The organism is Psychrobacter sp., assembly GCF_030454045.1.
GTDB lineage: Bacteria > Pseudomonadota > Gammaproteobacteria > Pseudomonadales > Moraxellaceae > Psychrobacter.
On sequence record NZ_JAKDJE010000027.1, the window covers coordinates 1 to 16,157 of the forward strand.

The 16,157-nt window shown below is 45.1% G+C and carries 15 protein-coding genes; 9 read left to right on the forward strand and 6 right to left on the reverse strand.

Going from position 1 to position 16,157, the window contains the following annotated elements; genetic code table 11:
* Positions 1–233 precede the first annotated feature (233 nt).
* The 4 genes from rsgA (at position 234) to secB (ending at position 3,165) form a co-directional block, all read left to right on the forward strand.
* A complete protein-coding gene (gene rsgA, locus L0G63_RS06805; protein WP_301449963.1) occupies positions 234–1,337 on the forward strand; it encodes a ribosome small subunit-dependent GTPase A in 1,104 nt (367 codons plus the stop codon).
* Between the two features lie 161 nt (positions 1,338–1,498).
* Positions 1,499–1,954 (forward strand): rhodanese-like domain-containing protein, encoded by a 456-nt coding sequence (locus L0G63_RS06810; RefSeq protein WP_301449964.1) that lies wholly within the window; start codon positions 1,499–1,501, stop codon positions 1,952–1,954.
* Positions 1,955–2,250: 296 nt separating this feature from the next.
* The gene (gene grxC / locus L0G63_RS06815; RefSeq protein ID WP_058025920.1) at positions 2,251–2,514 is read left to right on the forward strand and encodes a glutaredoxin 3; all 264 of its coding nucleotides are present in this window, start codon (positions 2,251–2,253) and stop codon (positions 2,512–2,514) included.
* A 198-nt stretch (positions 2,515–2,712) separates the two neighbouring features.
* On the forward strand, positions 2,713–3,165 hold the full coding sequence (gene secB, locus L0G63_RS06820; protein ID WP_058025921.1) for a protein-export chaperone SecB: 453 nt from the start codon (positions 2,713–2,715) through the stop codon (positions 3,163–3,165).
* Positions 3,166–3,394: 229 nt separating this feature from the next.
* On the opposite strand, the gene adk is transcribed toward secB, so the two are convergent.
* The 6 genes from adk to L0G63_RS06850 form a co-directional block, all read right to left on the reverse strand.
* Positions 3,395–4,051, reverse strand: a complete 657-nt coding sequence (adk, locus tag L0G63_RS06825; protein WP_284719556.1) for an adenylate kinase — start codon at positions 4,049–4,051, stop codon at positions 3,395–3,397.
* Between the two features lie 216 nt (positions 4,052–4,267).
* Complete coding sequence (ccmI, locus tag L0G63_RS06830; RefSeq protein WP_301449965.1) at positions 4,268–5,548, reverse strand: c-type cytochrome biogenesis protein CcmI; 1,281 nt, start codon at positions 5,546–5,548, stop codon at positions 4,268–4,270.
* Complete coding sequence (locus tag L0G63_RS06835; RefSeq protein ID WP_301449985.1) at positions 5,545–6,102, reverse strand: cytochrome c-type biogenesis protein; 558 nt, start codon at positions 6,100–6,102, stop codon at positions 5,545–5,547. Before L0G63_RS06835 ends, ccmI begins: the two co-directional genes overlap by 4 nt.
* Positions 6,099–6,752 (reverse strand): DsbE family thiol:disulfide interchange protein, encoded by a 654-nt coding sequence (locus L0G63_RS06840; protein WP_301449966.1) that lies wholly within the window; start codon positions 6,750–6,752, stop codon positions 6,099–6,101. The genes L0G63_RS06835 and L0G63_RS06840 overlap by 4 nt, the downstream gene beginning before the upstream one ends.
* 1 nt (position 6,753) lies before the next feature.
* Entirely contained in the window at positions 6,754–8,784 is a 2,031-nt protein-coding gene (locus tag L0G63_RS06845) for a heme lyase CcmF/NrfE family subunit (RefSeq protein ID WP_301449967.1), read from the reverse strand.
* A gap of 249 nt (positions 8,785–9,033) precedes the next feature.
* A complete protein-coding gene (locus L0G63_RS06850; RefSeq protein WP_301449968.1) occupies positions 9,034–10,368 on the reverse strand; it encodes a hypothetical protein in 1,335 nt (444 codons plus the stop codon).
* Positions 10,369–10,862: 494 nt separating this feature from the next.
* Here L0G63_RS06850 and mrdA point away from each other — a divergent pair, with 494 nt between their 5' ends.
* The 5 genes from mrdA to L0G63_RS06875 all read left to right on the forward strand — a co-directional run bounded on the left by mrdA (position 10,863) and on the right by L0G63_RS06875 (position 16,104).
* The gene (mrdA, locus tag L0G63_RS06855; RefSeq protein WP_301449969.1) at positions 10,863–12,848 is read left to right on the forward strand and encodes a penicillin-binding protein 2; all 1,986 of its coding nucleotides are present in this window, start codon (positions 10,863–10,865) and stop codon (positions 12,846–12,848) included.
* 89 nt (positions 12,849–12,937) lie between these two features.
* The gene (gene rsmD, locus L0G63_RS06860; RefSeq protein ID WP_301449970.1) at positions 12,938–13,621 is read left to right on the forward strand and encodes a 16S rRNA (guanine(966)-N(2))-methyltransferase RsmD; all 684 of its coding nucleotides are present in this window, start codon (positions 12,938–12,940) and stop codon (positions 13,619–13,621) included.
* Between the two features lie 253 nt (positions 13,622–13,874).
* Positions 13,875–14,303: a 50S ribosomal protein L13 gene (gene rplM / locus L0G63_RS06865; protein WP_058025928.1), complete on the forward strand. Its 429-nt coding sequence runs from the start codon at positions 13,875–13,877 to the stop codon at positions 14,301–14,303.
* A gap of 10 nt (positions 14,304–14,313) precedes the next feature.
* Positions 14,314–14,700 carry a 30S ribosomal protein S9 gene (gene rpsI, locus L0G63_RS06870; protein ID WP_301449971.1) on the forward strand — a complete coding sequence of 129 codons (387 nt, stop codon included), beginning with the start codon at positions 14,314–14,316 and terminating at the stop codon, positions 14,698–14,700.
* Between the two features lie 312 nt (positions 14,701–15,012).
* The gene (locus L0G63_RS06875) at positions 15,013–16,104 is read left to right on the forward strand and encodes a lipid A biosynthesis acyltransferase (protein ID WP_301449972.1); all 1,092 of its coding nucleotides are present in this window, start codon (positions 15,013–15,015) and stop codon (positions 16,102–16,104) included.
* The last annotated feature ends 53 nt before the right edge of the window (positions 16,105–16,157 follow it).

Sequence of the window (16,157 nt, forward strand, 5' to 3'; positions counted from 1 at the left end):
CTTCGGCTGTCACCCTTCTTTTATTACTCCAGCATACTTTTTGATACACCACCAAAAAACGTATTACACGTGAATATCTCTGATCAGAAGCTATTATAATAAACGGATTGGTTCGGAGCATCTAAAAACAGCTCGCATATTACAAACCCCTGTCTGACGCAGACGCTTTAGGCTGTATGTTAGCAAATTTTCACGCTACACTTAGCAATATTTTTATAATAGGTCAAAAACCCATGGCATTAATCCGGCAACGCAAACTGACTAAACAACAGATTCGTCGCATCGACAAGCAGCAGCTGTCCAATCAAGATAGCATTGATGACAGCTTGATGGATGGCGTGGTCATGGCGCACTACGGTAAACAACTAGAAGTACAAGTCACAAGCCTACCTGCGGTGATACCTGAGCAGCCAGAGATTGCCCCTGATGATCCAGAGCCATTTTGGCAAGCACTTGCGCTCGGCGACATCTGGCGCTGCCATGTACGCACTAACTTGCCGATGCTAGCCGCTGGTGACCAAGTGCGCTGGAGTGCCGATTCCAACACAGGCTTTGGCCGTATTGAAGCCGTCAAACCGCGTACGTCATTGGTCTCTCGCCCTGACCGCTATCATAAGCTCAAACCTGTTGCCGCCAATGTTGATATTCTGGCCATCGTCTTTGCGCCATTGCCTGCTGCCGCTCCGACCCTAATTGATCGCTATCTGGTCGTCTGCCATCACGCGGGCGTCAAACCACTGCTCGTCCTCAACAAAGCCGATCTGTTGGCACAAGAGAACGGCGTCGATACGAGTGAATTATTGGCACAGTATGCCGCACTTGGTTATGAAAGCGTGCTCACCTCAGTCGATTGTCCCGAAAATATCGCCGAGAGTGACGAGCAAGAAGGTCTCGATGAGCTGAAACGCTACATAGATAAAAAGCTGGTCATCTTTGCTGGACAATCTGGCGTTGGCAAAAGCAGCCTTATTAACGCCCTACTTCCTGAGTCTGGTCAAAGCGTCAATATCATCTCGCAAAACTCTAAGCTTGGTCAGCACACCACCACGACCAGTCGACTACTGCCATTTAACCCCGAGGATTTGACGCAAGGTGGTATCGTGGATACGCCAGGTATTCGCGAATATGGCATTTGGCACCTCACACCTGACGATATCATCTCAGGCTTTATTGAGCTGGCCCCACTGGCGGGTGACTGTCAGTTCCGTGACTGTCGTCACACTCATAACAGCAAAGGGTGCGCGCTGTGGCAAGCCGTAGCGGATGGCAAAGTGTTGCAGCGCCGCGTTGAAAACCTCGTGACGCTAAGAGAAGAAGCTGATACTAAGTCTTACTAGGTTCAGTTAGCGTCATTTCAAAGGCAAAATGACGGCTCGATTATTGCCTGTGTGATCGCCCGTTTACTATAGATGACCTTATCGGTATAATAGCGCCTTGTTCACTCTCATTGGGCTGGCTTCTCAGCTTAATAGAACACCTATTTTTTTGGAGGTATGGTTTGGATCGTGCGCTGGAATTTGTGGGCAACCACCCGTTTTTATTTGGTATATTAGCCGTACTTGCTATCCTGTTTTTTACCATTGAAAACAAACGTAGCGGTAGAAAAATATCGCCCAACACTCTTGGCATGATGGTCAACTCTCAAAACGCGCAGCTGATTGATATCCGCGCCAAGAAGAAGTTTGAATCAGGCTATATTCAAGGCAGCCGCAACATCCCTTTCACTGATCTAAAAGACCGCTTAGCAGAGATTCGTGCGATTGAGCAACCAGTGATCATCATCTGTGATATGGGTGTGCAAGCAGGTGCTGCGATTCAAATGATTGGTAAAGACAGTGTCTATCGCCTAGATGGCGGTATTGGCGGCTGGCAAGGCGCTGGTATGCCATTGGTTGGTGTAAAAGACGCTAAATCAAAAAACAAAGCTAAGACCAAACCTAGTTTAAGCAAATAGTAGATTGGCTAAAATATAGCTTCTGACTAAAAACAGCATCTGATTAACGATAGTAAAATAAAAAGACACCTTAGCAATAGGTGTCTTTTTTTATATCCTGTTTATACTGCTACTGAGGGTTTTAAACTAAGACGGCTTGAATTTGTCATGCTCATCCCCACTTTAGTATGAGCAGAATCGAATACATTTGCCTTTACTCATTGATAACAGATTCTACCAATACTTAGACTGTGATAATTTATCAGGCTATCTATAATAAGTTTGTTATCTCATAAATTTATAAATAAGGATTTACCATGACTGTATCTGTTAAAGTTTATACGACCCCTATCTGCCCATACTGCTCAAACGCCAAACAACTACTAAAAACCAAAGGCGTTGATTACGAAGAAATCAGTATGCATGACATGAGCAGCGAAGATCGTCAGGCACTGATGAAAAAAACCAATAACTATCGCACTGTGCCACAAATTTTCGTTGGTGAAACCTTTGTCGGTGGCTTTGATGAGCTCAACCAAATGAACCAGCAAGGCAAACTTGACGAGCTATTAGCGGGTTAATCTGCTACCTTGCTTTACTGTCTGTCTTTATTTATGTAAAGATAGACAGTGGCAAGCTTGGAAACCGTAATAAAAAGTAAGGTTAAAAAAGTATCGAGCTACACGCTTAGTTTATATTACAATGACTTTTTATTAATATGACCGTTTATTAATATGACCGTTTGCCCCATCACTTGATTTAATTTTAGAGGATTTATCATGGCTGAAGAACAAGCACAACCACAATTGGCACTAGAGCGTATCTATGTAAAAGATATGTCACTTGAAGTACCAGGCGCAAGCGTATTCACCAAAGAGTGGAACCCAGAGCTTGATATCAATTTGTCTAGCAATGCTGAAAAATTAGATGACGATCATTACCAAATCGTCCTAACCGTTAGCGTCACGGCAAAAAATGCTGAAGAAGCGGCATTCATCGCTGAAGTACATCAAGCAGGTATCTTCTTGTTAAAAGACATTCCAGAAGATCAAATCGGTCAAATCCTAGGTGCATACTGCCCTAACGTGCTGTTCCCATATGCCCGTGAAGTCATCAGCGACATCGTGACGCGTGGTAGCTTCCCGCAGCTATTGCTTGCACCTGTGAACTTTGACCAAGCGTACGCACAAAGCCAGCAACAAGCGCAAGTTGATGCCCAAGGTAATGCTTAATTTTAGCTTGATGACGTATTAATATAGCAGTATTTAATGACCGTTTACTTATAATGAGTAAGCGGTTTTTTATGAGTGCCGCTTAATGTTGAATTGATAGTGTATTCATATGTTTTACTGACAATAAAATTATCTATATTGAAGCTATCAGCCATAAAAAAACCCTGCTATTAAACAGGGTCTTCAACGACCACATCGACTGGCTAAATTAATTAGCTAAAATCGAACATTAGCCTTTTAACGCAGACAAAATCTGCTGCTTAACCTCTTCGATGTCTTGCGTGCCATCAAACTTATCATAGTTTGGCGCATCTGCACCCTCTTTTGCTTTTTCTTGATAAAAACCAACCAATGCAGAGGTTTGCTCATGGTAAGTCGACAGACGGTCGCGAATGGTCGCTTCTTGATCGTCTTCACGCTGGATAAGCGCTTCGCCCGTTACGTCATCGATGCCCTCAACCTTTGGTGGGTTGTGCTGCACATGATATACACGGCCTGAACCTGGATGCTGACGACGACCAGACAGACGATTAACGATCTCATCATCGGGCACACTAATCTCTACCACATGATCGATGGCAACATCAGCATCGGCAAGTGCTTGTGCTTGAGGAATCGTACGTGGAAAACCATCAAAAATACACCCGTTGGCACAATCAGGCTTTGCAATACGCTCTTTTACGAGATTGATAATGAGGTCATCAGAAACCAGACCACCAGCATTCATGATATCTTTGGCTTTTTTGCCAAGCTCGCTGCCTTCTTTGATAGCAGCACGTAGCATATCACCCGTCGATATCTGCGGAATATCATATTCCTGAGAAATAAACTGGGCTTGAGTACCTTTACCGGCGCCTGGTGGACCTAGCAAAATAATACGCATCATTACACGACTCTCCTGAATTCAATGGGATTTTGGGATTACTACAACTTAGGGATTAACTGATTGCCAAGACACCTTACCTTGTGACCTGACAAACCTCAAGTTTTTTTCTAATTAGGGTCATAAGTTGCCATGACTTATCTTTCCATATAACACTGTTAAGCCTTTTGTGGTCAACAGCATTTATATGAAAAATACTGACAATAACTAACCCTAATACTAGGGGATTTGTTGATTGATTTCTACATTGGCCTGATTTTGGTCGGCACGAATCACAACAGGATTACCTGATAAGTCTCCTGACTCTGCGATAGCTGTGCCGCTGTGACTAATACGCGCAATAACAGCCAACTGAACCTTATCAGAACGGGCTGATCTTAGGGTACGCTCTGGCATCATCGCATCAAGATCGCTTAGGCTAATAGTAGCCTCACCCTGCTTAATCGCACTAATTGGCAAACGCTTGGCAGCAAATGGCGGACCCCCATTCACATCACGAATTGCCACAAAAAGCACGTCATCGGCTTTGACCAGTGGCAATAGGCTTGAGTTGATCTTAACGGTCACCTCAATGCCCTCAGACGCTTGCTGCTGCTGCATAGTCACATTGGCACTCAGCTCATCTAGACTCGATAATGCTTGCGTATGGTCACCTGGTTTGGCTGAGATACTGTCACGCAAGCGCTTGATCCAACCTTGTGCTTGATCAAAATTGTTTGCTCGCGCCTCGCCCATGGCCATGAGCATTTGCGCGCCTTCATGCTCAGGATTTGTGGCCAATACATTTTCTAATACTCGGCGACTATTTTCGTCTAGCTGACCATTATTAGCAAAAAAATTGATTTGCGCATAAGTGATGGCAATCTCTTCATTGTCAGGTGATAGACGATAAGCACGTGATAAGGCCTCAAGTGCTGAATCGGTCGCCTCTAATGATAAGAACAGCTCTGATAGACGCATCCAGCGGTTATAGTCGTATGCATGGCGATAGACGTTGGTCTGCATGGCACTAATCAGCTGATTGCCATCTTCAATCGCCCACGCAGGTGGTTGATCGATCTTACCAGTCAATAAGTCATCCGCCACTTGACCAACTTTGTCTTCGCTTGCCCAAAGCTCGAATACAGGCGTGCGATCCCCGATCATCAAGTACGCCATGGCAGACAGCACAGGTACCCAAAAGACAATGATCAATCGGCTTTTGATACCAGGGGTCACCATCGGTGTCACTTCACGCTGAGCATCCAAAAGCTGACGTTCAAGCTCAAGCTTTTGGTTTTGATAGTGATGCTCATCAATGATACCACTGTCTTTGTCTAATTTTAGCTCCGCCAAACGCTCGCGAAACACGGCAACATTGATATCTAGCAGCTGATTGTCCAAAGGCTTGCTGTGAGTCCGCGGCGCTTTTAACCATGGTTTTATGGCGATAACTGCAAGTAGCAAAGCGGTCAGTAAGCTCAGCGCAATAAATAAGCCAACCGTAGAGAATATCATCATTTTTTGTCTCCAAGGTTTGTAATATCATGATCATTCTGATGATCAGCACGTGATAATAAGCGCTCAAGCTCTGCTTTTTCCGCGGTCGACAACGCTTTGACATTATTATCGACCGTCACCCCACTCTCACCACTGGCAACAAGCTGACGTCGTTTACTTTGCCAAAACCAACCTACTAACAAGATGATGAGCAATAATGGTGGGAAAAACCATAGAATCCACGTTGAAGGGCGCACTGGTGGCTTATAGCTGATAAAGTCGCCATAACGTTCCTGCATATAGGCACGAATCTCGCCATCGCTACGACCATCTTTGACCAAGTCATAGGTTTTTTGCTTTAGGTCTTGGGCAATGGGCGCATCAGATCCTGCAAGGTTTTGGTTCTGGCATTTTGGACAGCGTAGCTCTTCGATAAGACCACGATACTGGGCTTCTTGCTGAGTAGAATCAAAATCATAGACATCAATAGCAGCAAAACTGCTCATGCTGATGATACACGCAGCCAATAAACCAGCCAGCGTTATCGTAACGGATTTTATTTGATAGACTATCATTGACATGCCTCCGCAACCTGACTTGGATCTGGGCTGATACCCTTGTCATTGGCATTATTGAGCACCATCAAACAAGGCGTGATACGACTTTGCCAGTTGCTCTCATTGACCTCACCGATAATATGCTGACGAATAATACCATCACCATCGACCACAAAAGTCTCAGGCGCGCCAGTCAGTCCCAAATCTAAAGCAAACTGCCCTGATAAATCCTGAATAGACATCGAAAACGGGTCGCCGCCTTTATTCAAATATCCTAAGGCATCCCCAATATCATCTTTATAGTTGACGCCGACCAAATTGACACCGCGCTCTTCTAGCTGCATAAGAAAGGGATGCTCGATGATACAGGTGGGGCACCATGAACCCCAGACATTCATCAAAAAAGGCTGATCTGGCAGGTTGTCATTGGTCATGATGCGACTGGTATCTGACAATAGCGGCAACTCAAAAGCCGGTACTGGGCGCTCAAGTGCCGTATTGGTCACGATATCGGTCGGTTTGCCCAAGCGCATATATAGCATGACAACCAAGCCAACAAAAACAACCAACGGGATCAAAAACCCTATCTTTAGCGACTTTTTGCTTTTTACTCTCTTGGTAGCTTGTTGCTCACCTCTATTATCAGGTGTGTTATTTGAGGTCGTCATATTACTGATCCCCTGTCTTGATAGCTGGTGACTCCAAATCTGCCACCGTAACAAAGCCTGATTTTTTGGCCGCAAGTTGCGCCGGTGTTTTGGTTTTCTTGAGACGATAGCGGTTGTCTAACATACTGAGCAATGCACCAAACGCCATAATCAGCGCCCCAAGCCATACCCAGCGAATGAGCGGTTTGACATAGATACGAAATGCCCATTCGTTGCTGTTTTCGGCAATCGGCTCACCAAGAGCGACATACACATCACGCATAAGACTGGCATCAATCGCCGCCTCAGTCATCGGCATCATACTGATAATATAGTTACGTTTTTCAGGATGTAGCGTCGTCACCGTTTGACCGTCTTTACTGACCGTAACCTCAGCTTGTGTGGCATCAAAGTTACTGCCTTTTACTTCACTGAAACCTTTTACGGTAAAGTCATACCCTTGGACATTGACACTATCATTTGGTCCCAGCGCCACATCACGCTCAATACTGAGCGTACTGGTAAATGCCACCCCAATAACTGCAACGATGACCCCAATATGGGCGATTTGTTGACCCCAATAGCTCAAACGCAGCTGACGTAATCCGTTTAATCGACTCGGTGCATTTTTGGTTTTATCTTTAAAATCGATCACCATCCATAATAGCACCCAGAAACTCACTGCCAACGTGACGCCAATATTTAGCATCTCTGATGGACTCGTAAAATAGGCAATAATCGCCGCCAACACCAGACTGCTCACAGCGATAACCATGCCAGCACCCAATAGTGGGCGGCTATCTTGTTTCCAACGAATATTAGAGCCCATACCCATCGCCACCAGCAAAAGCCACGTTAAGGGTACAAATAGCGCGTTGAAATAGGGAGGGCCAACAGATACCTGACCTAAATTGAAAGAATCGGCAATAATAGGATATAGCGTGCCAAGCAACACCACCAAAGTCGAAATCAAAATAATAACGTTATTAATCACCAAGAATGACTCGCGTGAGATCAGTCGATATTGACTCTCAACCGTCAAACGCCAACCACGTACCGCAAACATCAGCAGACCACCGCCAATAATCACGCCAAGAATGGCTAAAATTACTAGACCACGCGTTGGGTCAGCAGCAAATGAATGCACGGAAGTAATCACCCCTGAACGTACAAGGAATGTACCTAGCAAACTAAGTGCAAAGGCAAAGATTGCCAGCATGATCGTCCACGCTTTGAACACACCGCGCTTTTCAGTGACCGCAAGTGAGTGTAGCAATGCCGTACCTGCCAGCCATGGCATCAGTGAGGCGTTCTCTACTGGATCCCAAAACCACCAGCCGCCCCAGCCAAGCTCATAATAAGCCCACCATGAGCCAAGTGCGATACCAACCGTCAAGAAACCCCAAGCAGCTAGCGCCCACGGACGCGACCAGCGTGTCCACACCGCATCCAAGCGCCCTTCCCATAATGCTGCCATACAAAATGCAAATGGCACAGCCATACCCACATAGCCCATATACAGCATCGGCGGGTGGATAACCAAACCAAAATCTTGCAAGACAGGGTTTAGATCCGCGCCATCAACTGGCAAATTGGGCAAGGTACGATCAAACGGTGATGAGGTAAAGATTAACATCGCCAGCATCATCACTTGCACGCCAGCCAATATTACCAGTACGCGGGCGCGCATGGTCAATGGTAAGCCACGGCTAAAGTAGGAGACCAGCGCACACCAAGTGGCCATAATGGTCATCCATAGTAGCAGCGAACCTTCATGTCCGCCCCACGTCGCCGACAATTTATAATACCAAGGTAACAAGGTATTAGAGTGCTGGGTGACATAAACGAGGCTAAAGTCATTGTAATAAAAGCCTGCCATCAATGACCCAAACGAGACAATCATGGCCGCAAACTGCGCCCACGCTAAACTCGGAGCAAGGCGCTGCCAGGCAACGTGGTCGTTCATGACACCCATGGTTGGTAATACCACCTGCAAAATCGCCAATACAAAGGCGGCCAGCAAGGCAAAATAACCCAATTCTGTGATTAACATACGGTCTAACCTTGTTTACCTTAATACGGTCATTGTTTATTTTAGAAAGCAGTATTTTTAATGCGTCTGAGAATAGTCAATAGTCGTTACTTTTAGACATTACGCCGTCATTGTCATGCTTTTTTCTGCATCTGTAGCTATCAGCCATTGTAGCTTAGAAGACTTACAGCATGGTACATTAGCGTCAACTTGTCACGTTTCTGTATCCACTCTGTAGGCGATATGTGTAAAGAACATAAAAACCCTTTCTCACTGCATGGCAGGGAAAAACACCAAGACCAGATGCAACCAACCTGCCAAGAAACCTGTCAAACCGCCGAGTATAATCAGCGTCATCTCATCTTCGCGAAAAGCGGGACGCAATAGGTTTTGAAACTCATCAGGGGATAGCGCGCGAATACGATCGCGAAATAGCCCAAATATTTTACTGGCACGGCTTTCATTAAGTTCAGGGTCTCGCAGTGGCACCATAGTCGCGACGATGGATTTGTCGATAATGGTATTTTTCAATTGCCCAAACTCGCGGCGACCCAGTCCAACCCGCAATGTGGTACTAATGACCGGCGATTCTAACACTTTATACAAATGCGATTTCATCAACTCACGCGTTTCGGCGGCGCGGTCACCATACATCATCTCATTCATGATGTTTTCTAAAGTGACCAAATCTTTGACCACAATCTCAGCAAAAACCTCAGACACTTCCTCTTGGCGCTTCATAAAACCGCCTTGGAAACGGTACTGCGCGATATGCGGCAGTTGCGGCTTAATAAATGGGAAACGGCTTTGTAGCACAAAAAACTTCACATACGGAATAAAACGTGGCTCAACTGGGTTAAACACCATCCAAATCGCAATCCAGTTGGTCAAAAATCCCCAAATAGCGGCAAAAAACGGTACCGTCCAATGCTGCGGTACCACCAAAAATATAAACATTTGGATAATACCGAATACAAGGCCAATCAAAGCACTGATATGCCAGATAAAATCAATCTCTTTTTGCCCAACTTTTAAAAACATATTGACCATCAAACGCCGGTCACTTTCCATTTTATTGACAATCATTTTGCGCATATCGACCAAATCTTCGACATGATACGTCAAATCTGTCACAAGCGATTGCATGATGCTAGGCAGCTCTTTGTGGGCTTGAGCATAGACGCGGCGTTTTACCGCATAAGGCAAGTTGCCCCACAGTGCTGGCGAATGATCCAGCATAATCTCATCAATCAATGGCTCAAGGTTTTTGTCCACCGTATCAGTGACAAATAACGCCATTTGCTCAGGTTCCATCGCTTGAAAAAATTCATCTAATGAGCCGAGTTTTGACAATGTCTGATCAACGATAACCCCTGATATTTTACCTGCCTTGCGTGGGACGATACCTTGCCAGCCGATACCTGGTAACCCAAAGAATGGAAAATTTGGAATACGAATACCCCAAAACTTAATGGGATAAAACAGCATCTTGAGCGCCATCCATACATGCACCCACGTAACAAATGCCGTCACTGGTGGAATAGTTAGCATGGCAAAAAACTCTGGGTGCTCAGCGATCGTCTGCCACAATGAATTTATGTCCATGACTTTTCTAGTTCCTGACAGGTTGATTGTCGTTGCTAATATGGTCGCGACTGATAACAAGCCGCTAGCAAAATTGAAACGTCTCAAAAAGACGCTCTGTCTCTAACCACTACTATAAAATAAATCGCCTGATTTTAGCATACTTGCCATTTTTTAGCACATGGACACCCTTGGCAAGTTGTGACTAAAGATAACATCTTTTAAATCCTATATTGAGCCACAAATATACTGAGATAGCGCATCGCTTATGCAATATATGACCACAACAAAATAAGCATCTGAGTACTGCGTCGTCTCATTTGTTCTGTTATAATTTGTAGTGCAAAAAGAAAGACTGCCTGCGTACTAGCTGACGCATTTTTATTTTGAGTCACACCCCTCTATGTAATTGAAATACTTTGCATTATCCTTTAGACTCACCGCGTTTTGGTTAACCAACCTGCCCTTTTACCTCTTTATTACTGACTCACTGACCGATTGGGCTCTGATTTCCTATGAATAAACCACTAACTCCCAATACCGATAAGGTCAATAGTATTTTTACCAACCGTATTATCATATTTGGTATTTTGATATTGTTAGGTTTGGGTGGTTTGATAACCCGTTATGGGTATTTGCAAGTCTATGCTCATGATAAGTACACCACCCAGTCAGATAATAATCGCATTAAACTGATATCAGCGCCGCCCAGTCGCGGTTATATCTATGATCGTAATGGGATTATTTTGGCTGACAACCAGCCAGTTTTTACCGCCATGCTAAGCCCTGATGAGGTTGACAACCCTGAGCGCACGCTCAGCTTGCTGGCGCCTATTTTTGATTTGACAGCAGAAGACATCACTGACATTTTGGCGCGCTTAAGTAAAAACAAAAACGATCCTGTGACTATCAAAATTGATCTCACAGAGGCGCAGTTAGCCCAGTTTAGTGAGCGTAAGCCCTTCTTTCGCGGTGTCTCTATCCAAAGCAAACTGACGCGTGATTATCCTTATGATGAGCTGTTTGCTCATGTTATCGGTTATGTTGGTCGCATTAATGATAAAGAGTCTAAACGTATCGATAAAGACCGCTATGCGGGTACTGATCTGATCGGTAAGATTGGTATCGAAGACTATTACGAAGATATTTTGCTTGGGCAACCTGGTTATCAGTCGGTAGAAACAGATGCTCACGGCAATATCCTACGTCAATTGGATACCAAACCGCCTACCTCAGGCAACGATATCACGTTGAGCTTAGATTATGGGCTGCAAAAGGTCGCCCAACAACAATTAGATGGCCGCCGCGGTGCCATCGTAGCGATAGATCCCAAAAACGGCGACGTGCTGGCCTTTGTCAGTAACCCAAGCTATGATCCAAATCCTTTTATCTCAGGGATTTCGTTCAAAGACTATGATGCCCTGCGAGAAGATCTCGATCAGCCCTTGTACAATCGCGCCCTCCAAGGGACATACCCACCTGGTTCGACCATCAAACCATTCGAGGGTCTAGGTGGCATTCACTATGGCTTGCGAGATTGGAATAGTACCATTTATGATCCTGGCTATTTTAGCTTGCCAGGAGACAGCCATCGGTTTCGTGATTGGAAACGTGGCGGTCATGGCACGGTCGATCTAAAAAAATCTATCCAAATGTCGGTTGATACTTACTATTATAAGCTGGCTTATGAGATGGGTATCCAGCGCTTACACGACTGGATGGTGCGCTTTGGTTTTGGTGATAAGACTGGTATTGATCTTCCTAACGAAAAATCAGGCATCATGCCCTCACCAAAGTGGAAAAAAGACACGTATGATAAAGACTGGCTGCCGGGTGAAACCATTTCTGTCAGTATCGGGCAAGGCTATTTCTTAGCCACGCCATTGCAGATTGCTAATGCCACTGCCATGACCGCCAGTAAAGGTAATCATATTACCCCGCATTTGCTCAAGAGCAGTGACGGCGCAGCAGAAGTCAAAATCATCGACAAACCTGATGGTAAAATCGACTATAACGGTCAGCCCTCTGACTGGTTACGTATGCATGATGCAATGGAAAGCGTGGTAGAAAACGGTACTGGACGCGGTATCTATACCCCGCGCTATCGTATCGCTGGCAAGACAGGGACAGCACAGGTAAAGTCTATCGCTCAAGGCAAACGCTATGATAAATCAGCGATTGACAAGCGTCACTGGGATCATGCGTGGTTCAATGGCTTTGCGCCCGTAGAAGATCCACAGATTGCACTTGCCGTATTAGTCGAAAACGGTGGCGGTGGTAGTACGACTGCCGCGCCTATTGGCCGTGCTCTATTTGACTACTGGATGGTACAACGCAAAACTGATCCGATATTGCCGCCGTCCGCTGATGAGCTAAAAATCATCAAGCGCCAAAAGGCCTTTGAGAAAGCCATGAAGGATGCCTTGCGTGAAAAAGAAGCAAAAGCGTTAGCAGAACAAGAAGCGGCAGAGGCACAAGCAGCAGCAGCAACCTCAGAATAACAGCCGCTTTAATAGACATTTCTAATTATTCACCATTATGTCTATTCAGTAAAAACGGCTCAGTAAAAGACAATAAAAGAGACACGAGCATGAAAAAACCCTCACGCGGACGCGCAGCAAAAAAAACTCCTCAAGCAAAAAGTTCGGCGGGTGATGTTCGTATCATCGGTGGGCAGTTTAAACGCCGCATTGTCAGCTTCATCGAGGCAGATGGCCTGCGCCCAACACCCGACCGCTTGCGAGAGACATTATTTAACTGGTTATTGGCCGATATTCACGGTGCACGCGTACTCGATAGCTGTGCAGGCAGTGGCGTATTAGGGTTTGAGGCGTTGTCCCGCGGCGCAGCTCACACCACTTTTATCGAAGTTAACACGGCACAAAGCAATATGCTACGTCAAAGTGCTGAGCAATTACGCCTTGATACCGCAGCTTACACGGTTATCACTGGCACGGCTGAGCAAGTACTGAGTCAACACCAGCCGATTGAGCACCCGTTTGATATCGTATTCATCGATCCCCCTTATGCTCAGGATCTATGGCAGCCTATTTTGACCGCCTTGATTACTCGTAATTTAATAGACACAAATACGCTAATTTACTTAGAAGCGGATAAAGATTTAACACCTCAGCTTGAGCAACTAGAAGAGCAGCTTAATGAAAATCGCGACGCCCAACTAGAGACAACTCAGCAAACGATATGCTTTGAATGCTTGAAACAAACCAAAGTTGGACAAGTTGTTGCTGGACTTTATCAGCTGTCATTGTCATAATTACACCCTAATTGCTAAGCGCATCATTAGCAATTATTTGTTAAGCAATATCTAGTAAAACCCTTCAATACCTGTAAAAATGTCTAAAACCGCTTAAAAACTGGCCAAACGCTACAGTTTAATGTATAAAGGCGAAAATAAACCCCAATGCAGCTTGCAAGCGTAGGCGCTACTGCTTATAATGTGCAGTCTGTTTTTTGAGAGCCCCGTTCCCAGCTAAACTCTCAACGAATTCTAATTTTAAGGTTTTATCATGAAAACACTTAGTGCAAAACCAGCTGAAGTGACCCATGACTGGTATGTCGTAGATGCTGACGGCAAAACCCTTGGTCGCTTAGCCACTCAAATCGCAACTCGCTTACGTGGCAAGCACAAACCTTCTTATACCCCGCACGTAGATACTGGTGACTTTATTGTTGTCATCAACGCAGAAAAAATCGCGGTAACGGGTAAGAAAGCGCAAGACAAAAAGTACTATCGTCACAGTGGCTACCCAGGTGGTATTAAAGAAACCAACTTCACAAAGCTGATTGCACATAAGCCTGAAGATGTTCTACACAAAGCAGTTAAGGGTATGCTTCCAAAGGGCCCTCTTGGCTATGCGATGATCAAGAAGCTGAAACTATATGCGGGTACTGAACATCCACATACTGCACAGCAACCTAAAGAACTAGACATCTAAGGATATACTTATGGAACGCAATTACGGAACTGGTCGCCGCAAGACGTCTACTGCTCGTGTCTTTTTATCAAAAGGTACTGGTAGTATCGTTGTTAACGGTAAGCCACTAGACGAATACTTCAGCCGCGAAACCTCACGCATGGTTGTTCGTCAGCCACTAGAACTACTAGACTCTGCTAACGAATATGACCTATATGTTACGGTTGCAGGCGGTGGTATCAGTGGTCAAGCGGGCGCAATTCGCCACGGCATTACACGTGCCTTGATCGAAGCTGACGAAACTTTAAAACCTGCCCTAAAAGCAGCTGGTTTTGTTACTCGTGATTCACGTCAAGTTGAACGTAAGAAACTGGGTCTACGTAAAGCACGTAAACGTCCACAGTTCTCAAAACGTTAATCAAAGCCCTTTCTTATTTTTTTGCTGCTGTTGTCTTTTTCTCGGAGCGTCAGTAGCAAAATTTAGTAAGAAGTTGGTTTTGCAGAGCCTTATAAGCTGTTTACAGTTTATAAGGCTTTTTTGTGCTTATTGATAAAGCGTTAGCTATACGCTTAACGCCCTTTTGAATATCTGCATGTATGTTCTATATGAAGACTGTATAGTAGAAATCTTATAAAAATTCTAGCTTGCAAAGCGTTTGACGCTACCCCATCATATCAATAACTTTTCATCATTAGCTGCCATGTATATACAGTGCGGCAGAAGGATATTATGAAAGCGCCAGAACAATACGATCCTAGTAAACCCTCCAACACTAACGGCATACCACCATCTAGTAGGCAGCAATCCAATAAGTCGCCTGCGATACCTGCAGGCACGCCAACGATTACGCAGAATCACAAACGTACCGCACAAGCAGAGAATAAGCCATTTCAGTGGCAATTTTTATTGCCAAAATATTGGGGTGTTTGGTTGTTGTTTTTGGTAATGCTACCTATGATATATTTGCCACTGCGCTGGCAGTTTTGGCTGGGGCGTCAGCTTGGTCGTTTGATTTATAGAACTGCAGGCTCCCGTAGGCGTGATACTCTAATCAATCTAAGACTGGCGTTTCCAGAAAAGCCAGAAGCTGAGCGTGAGTTGATGGCAAAGCAAGTCTTTGTCAACCAAGGTATTGGTGTCTTTGAAACCTTATGTGCTTGGTTTCGCCCAAATATTTTCACCAGAACGGTGTCTATCTCTGGATTACAGCACATAGTTAATGCGCAAAACGAGCAGCGTCCCGTTATTTTGCTAGGGGCGCATTATACGATGCTCGATTTGGGCGGGCTGCTGTCTGCGCAATTCTTCCCTGTCGATTGTATGTACCGTACGCAAAATAACCCTTTACTGGACTGGTTTATCTATAATGGTCGTACCAATATATTCGGTAAGCAAATCTCCAGCCGTGACATGCGAAGCCTAGTCACCTCTATCAAAGCAGGTCACGTAATTTGGTATTCTCCTGATCAAGACTATGGTCTTAAACAAGGGGTTATGGCGCCATTCTTTGGCGTGCCAGCAGCGACCATCACCGCATCACGCCGTATGGCAAAACTGGGCAGCAAAACGCATCCGCCCGCAGTGATGGCACTACACACCTATCGGCAAACGCCAGATAATCTGCCTCGCGGCAAGCGACCTCATTATCACCTGACCATCACCCCAGAGCTTGAGAACTACCCAAGTCAAGATGAGGTTGCGGATGCCACTCGGGTTAATGAAGTTTTAGAGGGACTCATACGTATTGATCCGACTCAGTGGATGTGGTTTCATCGCCGCTTTAAACATGGGCCAAATGGTCGTACGGATATCTATAAGTAGGCCTTTATTTTCAAAAGGACTGATAAAATTTGCTATACTTTGTAACTGCTATT

Bases quoted from the DNA above. Each gene is read 5' to 3' on its own strand.
- adk (WP_284719556.1), bottom strand. From the start codon at position 4,051: ATGATGCGTATTATTTTGCTAGGTCCACCAGGCGCCGGTAAAGGTACT.
- L0G63_RS06850 (WP_301449968.1), bottom strand. From the start codon at position 10,368: ATGGACATAAATTCATTGTGGCAGACGATCGCTGAGCACCCAGAGTTT.
- L0G63_RS06840 (WP_301449966.1), bottom strand. From the start codon at position 6,752: ATGACGACCTCAAATAACACACCTGATAATAGAGGTGAGCAACAAGCT.
- rsgA (WP_301449963.1), top strand. From the start codon at position 234: ATGGCATTAATCCGGCAACGCAAACTGACTAAACAACAGATTCGTCGC.
- rsmD (WP_301449970.1), top strand. From the start codon at position 12,938: ATGAAAAAACCCTCACGCGGACGCGCAGCAAAAAAAACTCCTCAAGCA.
- secB (WP_058025921.1), top strand. From the start codon at position 2,713: ATGGCTGAAGAACAAGCACAACCACAATTGGCACTAGAGCGTATCTAT.
- L0G63_RS06835 (WP_301449985.1), bottom strand. From the start codon at position 6,102: ATGATAGTCTATCAAATAAAATCCGTTACGATAACGCTGGCTGGTTTA.
- ccmI (WP_301449965.1), bottom strand. From the start codon at position 5,548: ATGATGATATTCTCTACGGTTGGCTTATTTATTGCGCTGAGCTTACTG.
- rpsI (WP_301449971.1), top strand. From the start codon at position 14,314: ATGGAACGCAATTACGGAACTGGTCGCCGCAAGACGTCTACTGCTCGT.
- L0G63_RS06875 (WP_301449972.1), top strand. From the start codon at position 15,013: ATGAAAGCGCCAGAACAATACGATCCTAGTAAACCCTCCAACACTAAC.
- grxC (WP_058025920.1), top strand. From the start codon at position 2,251: ATGACTGTATCTGTTAAAGTTTATACGACCCCTATCTGCCCATACTGC.
- mrdA (WP_301449969.1), top strand. From the start codon at position 10,863: ATGAATAAACCACTAACTCCCAATACCGATAAGGTCAATAGTATTTTT.
- rplM (WP_058025928.1), top strand. From the start codon at position 13,875: ATGAAAACACTTAGTGCAAAACCAGCTGAAGTGACCCATGACTGGTAT.
- L0G63_RS06845 (WP_301449967.1), bottom strand. From the start codon at position 8,784: ATGTTAATCACAGAATTGGGTTATTTTGCCTTGCTGGCCGCCTTTGTA.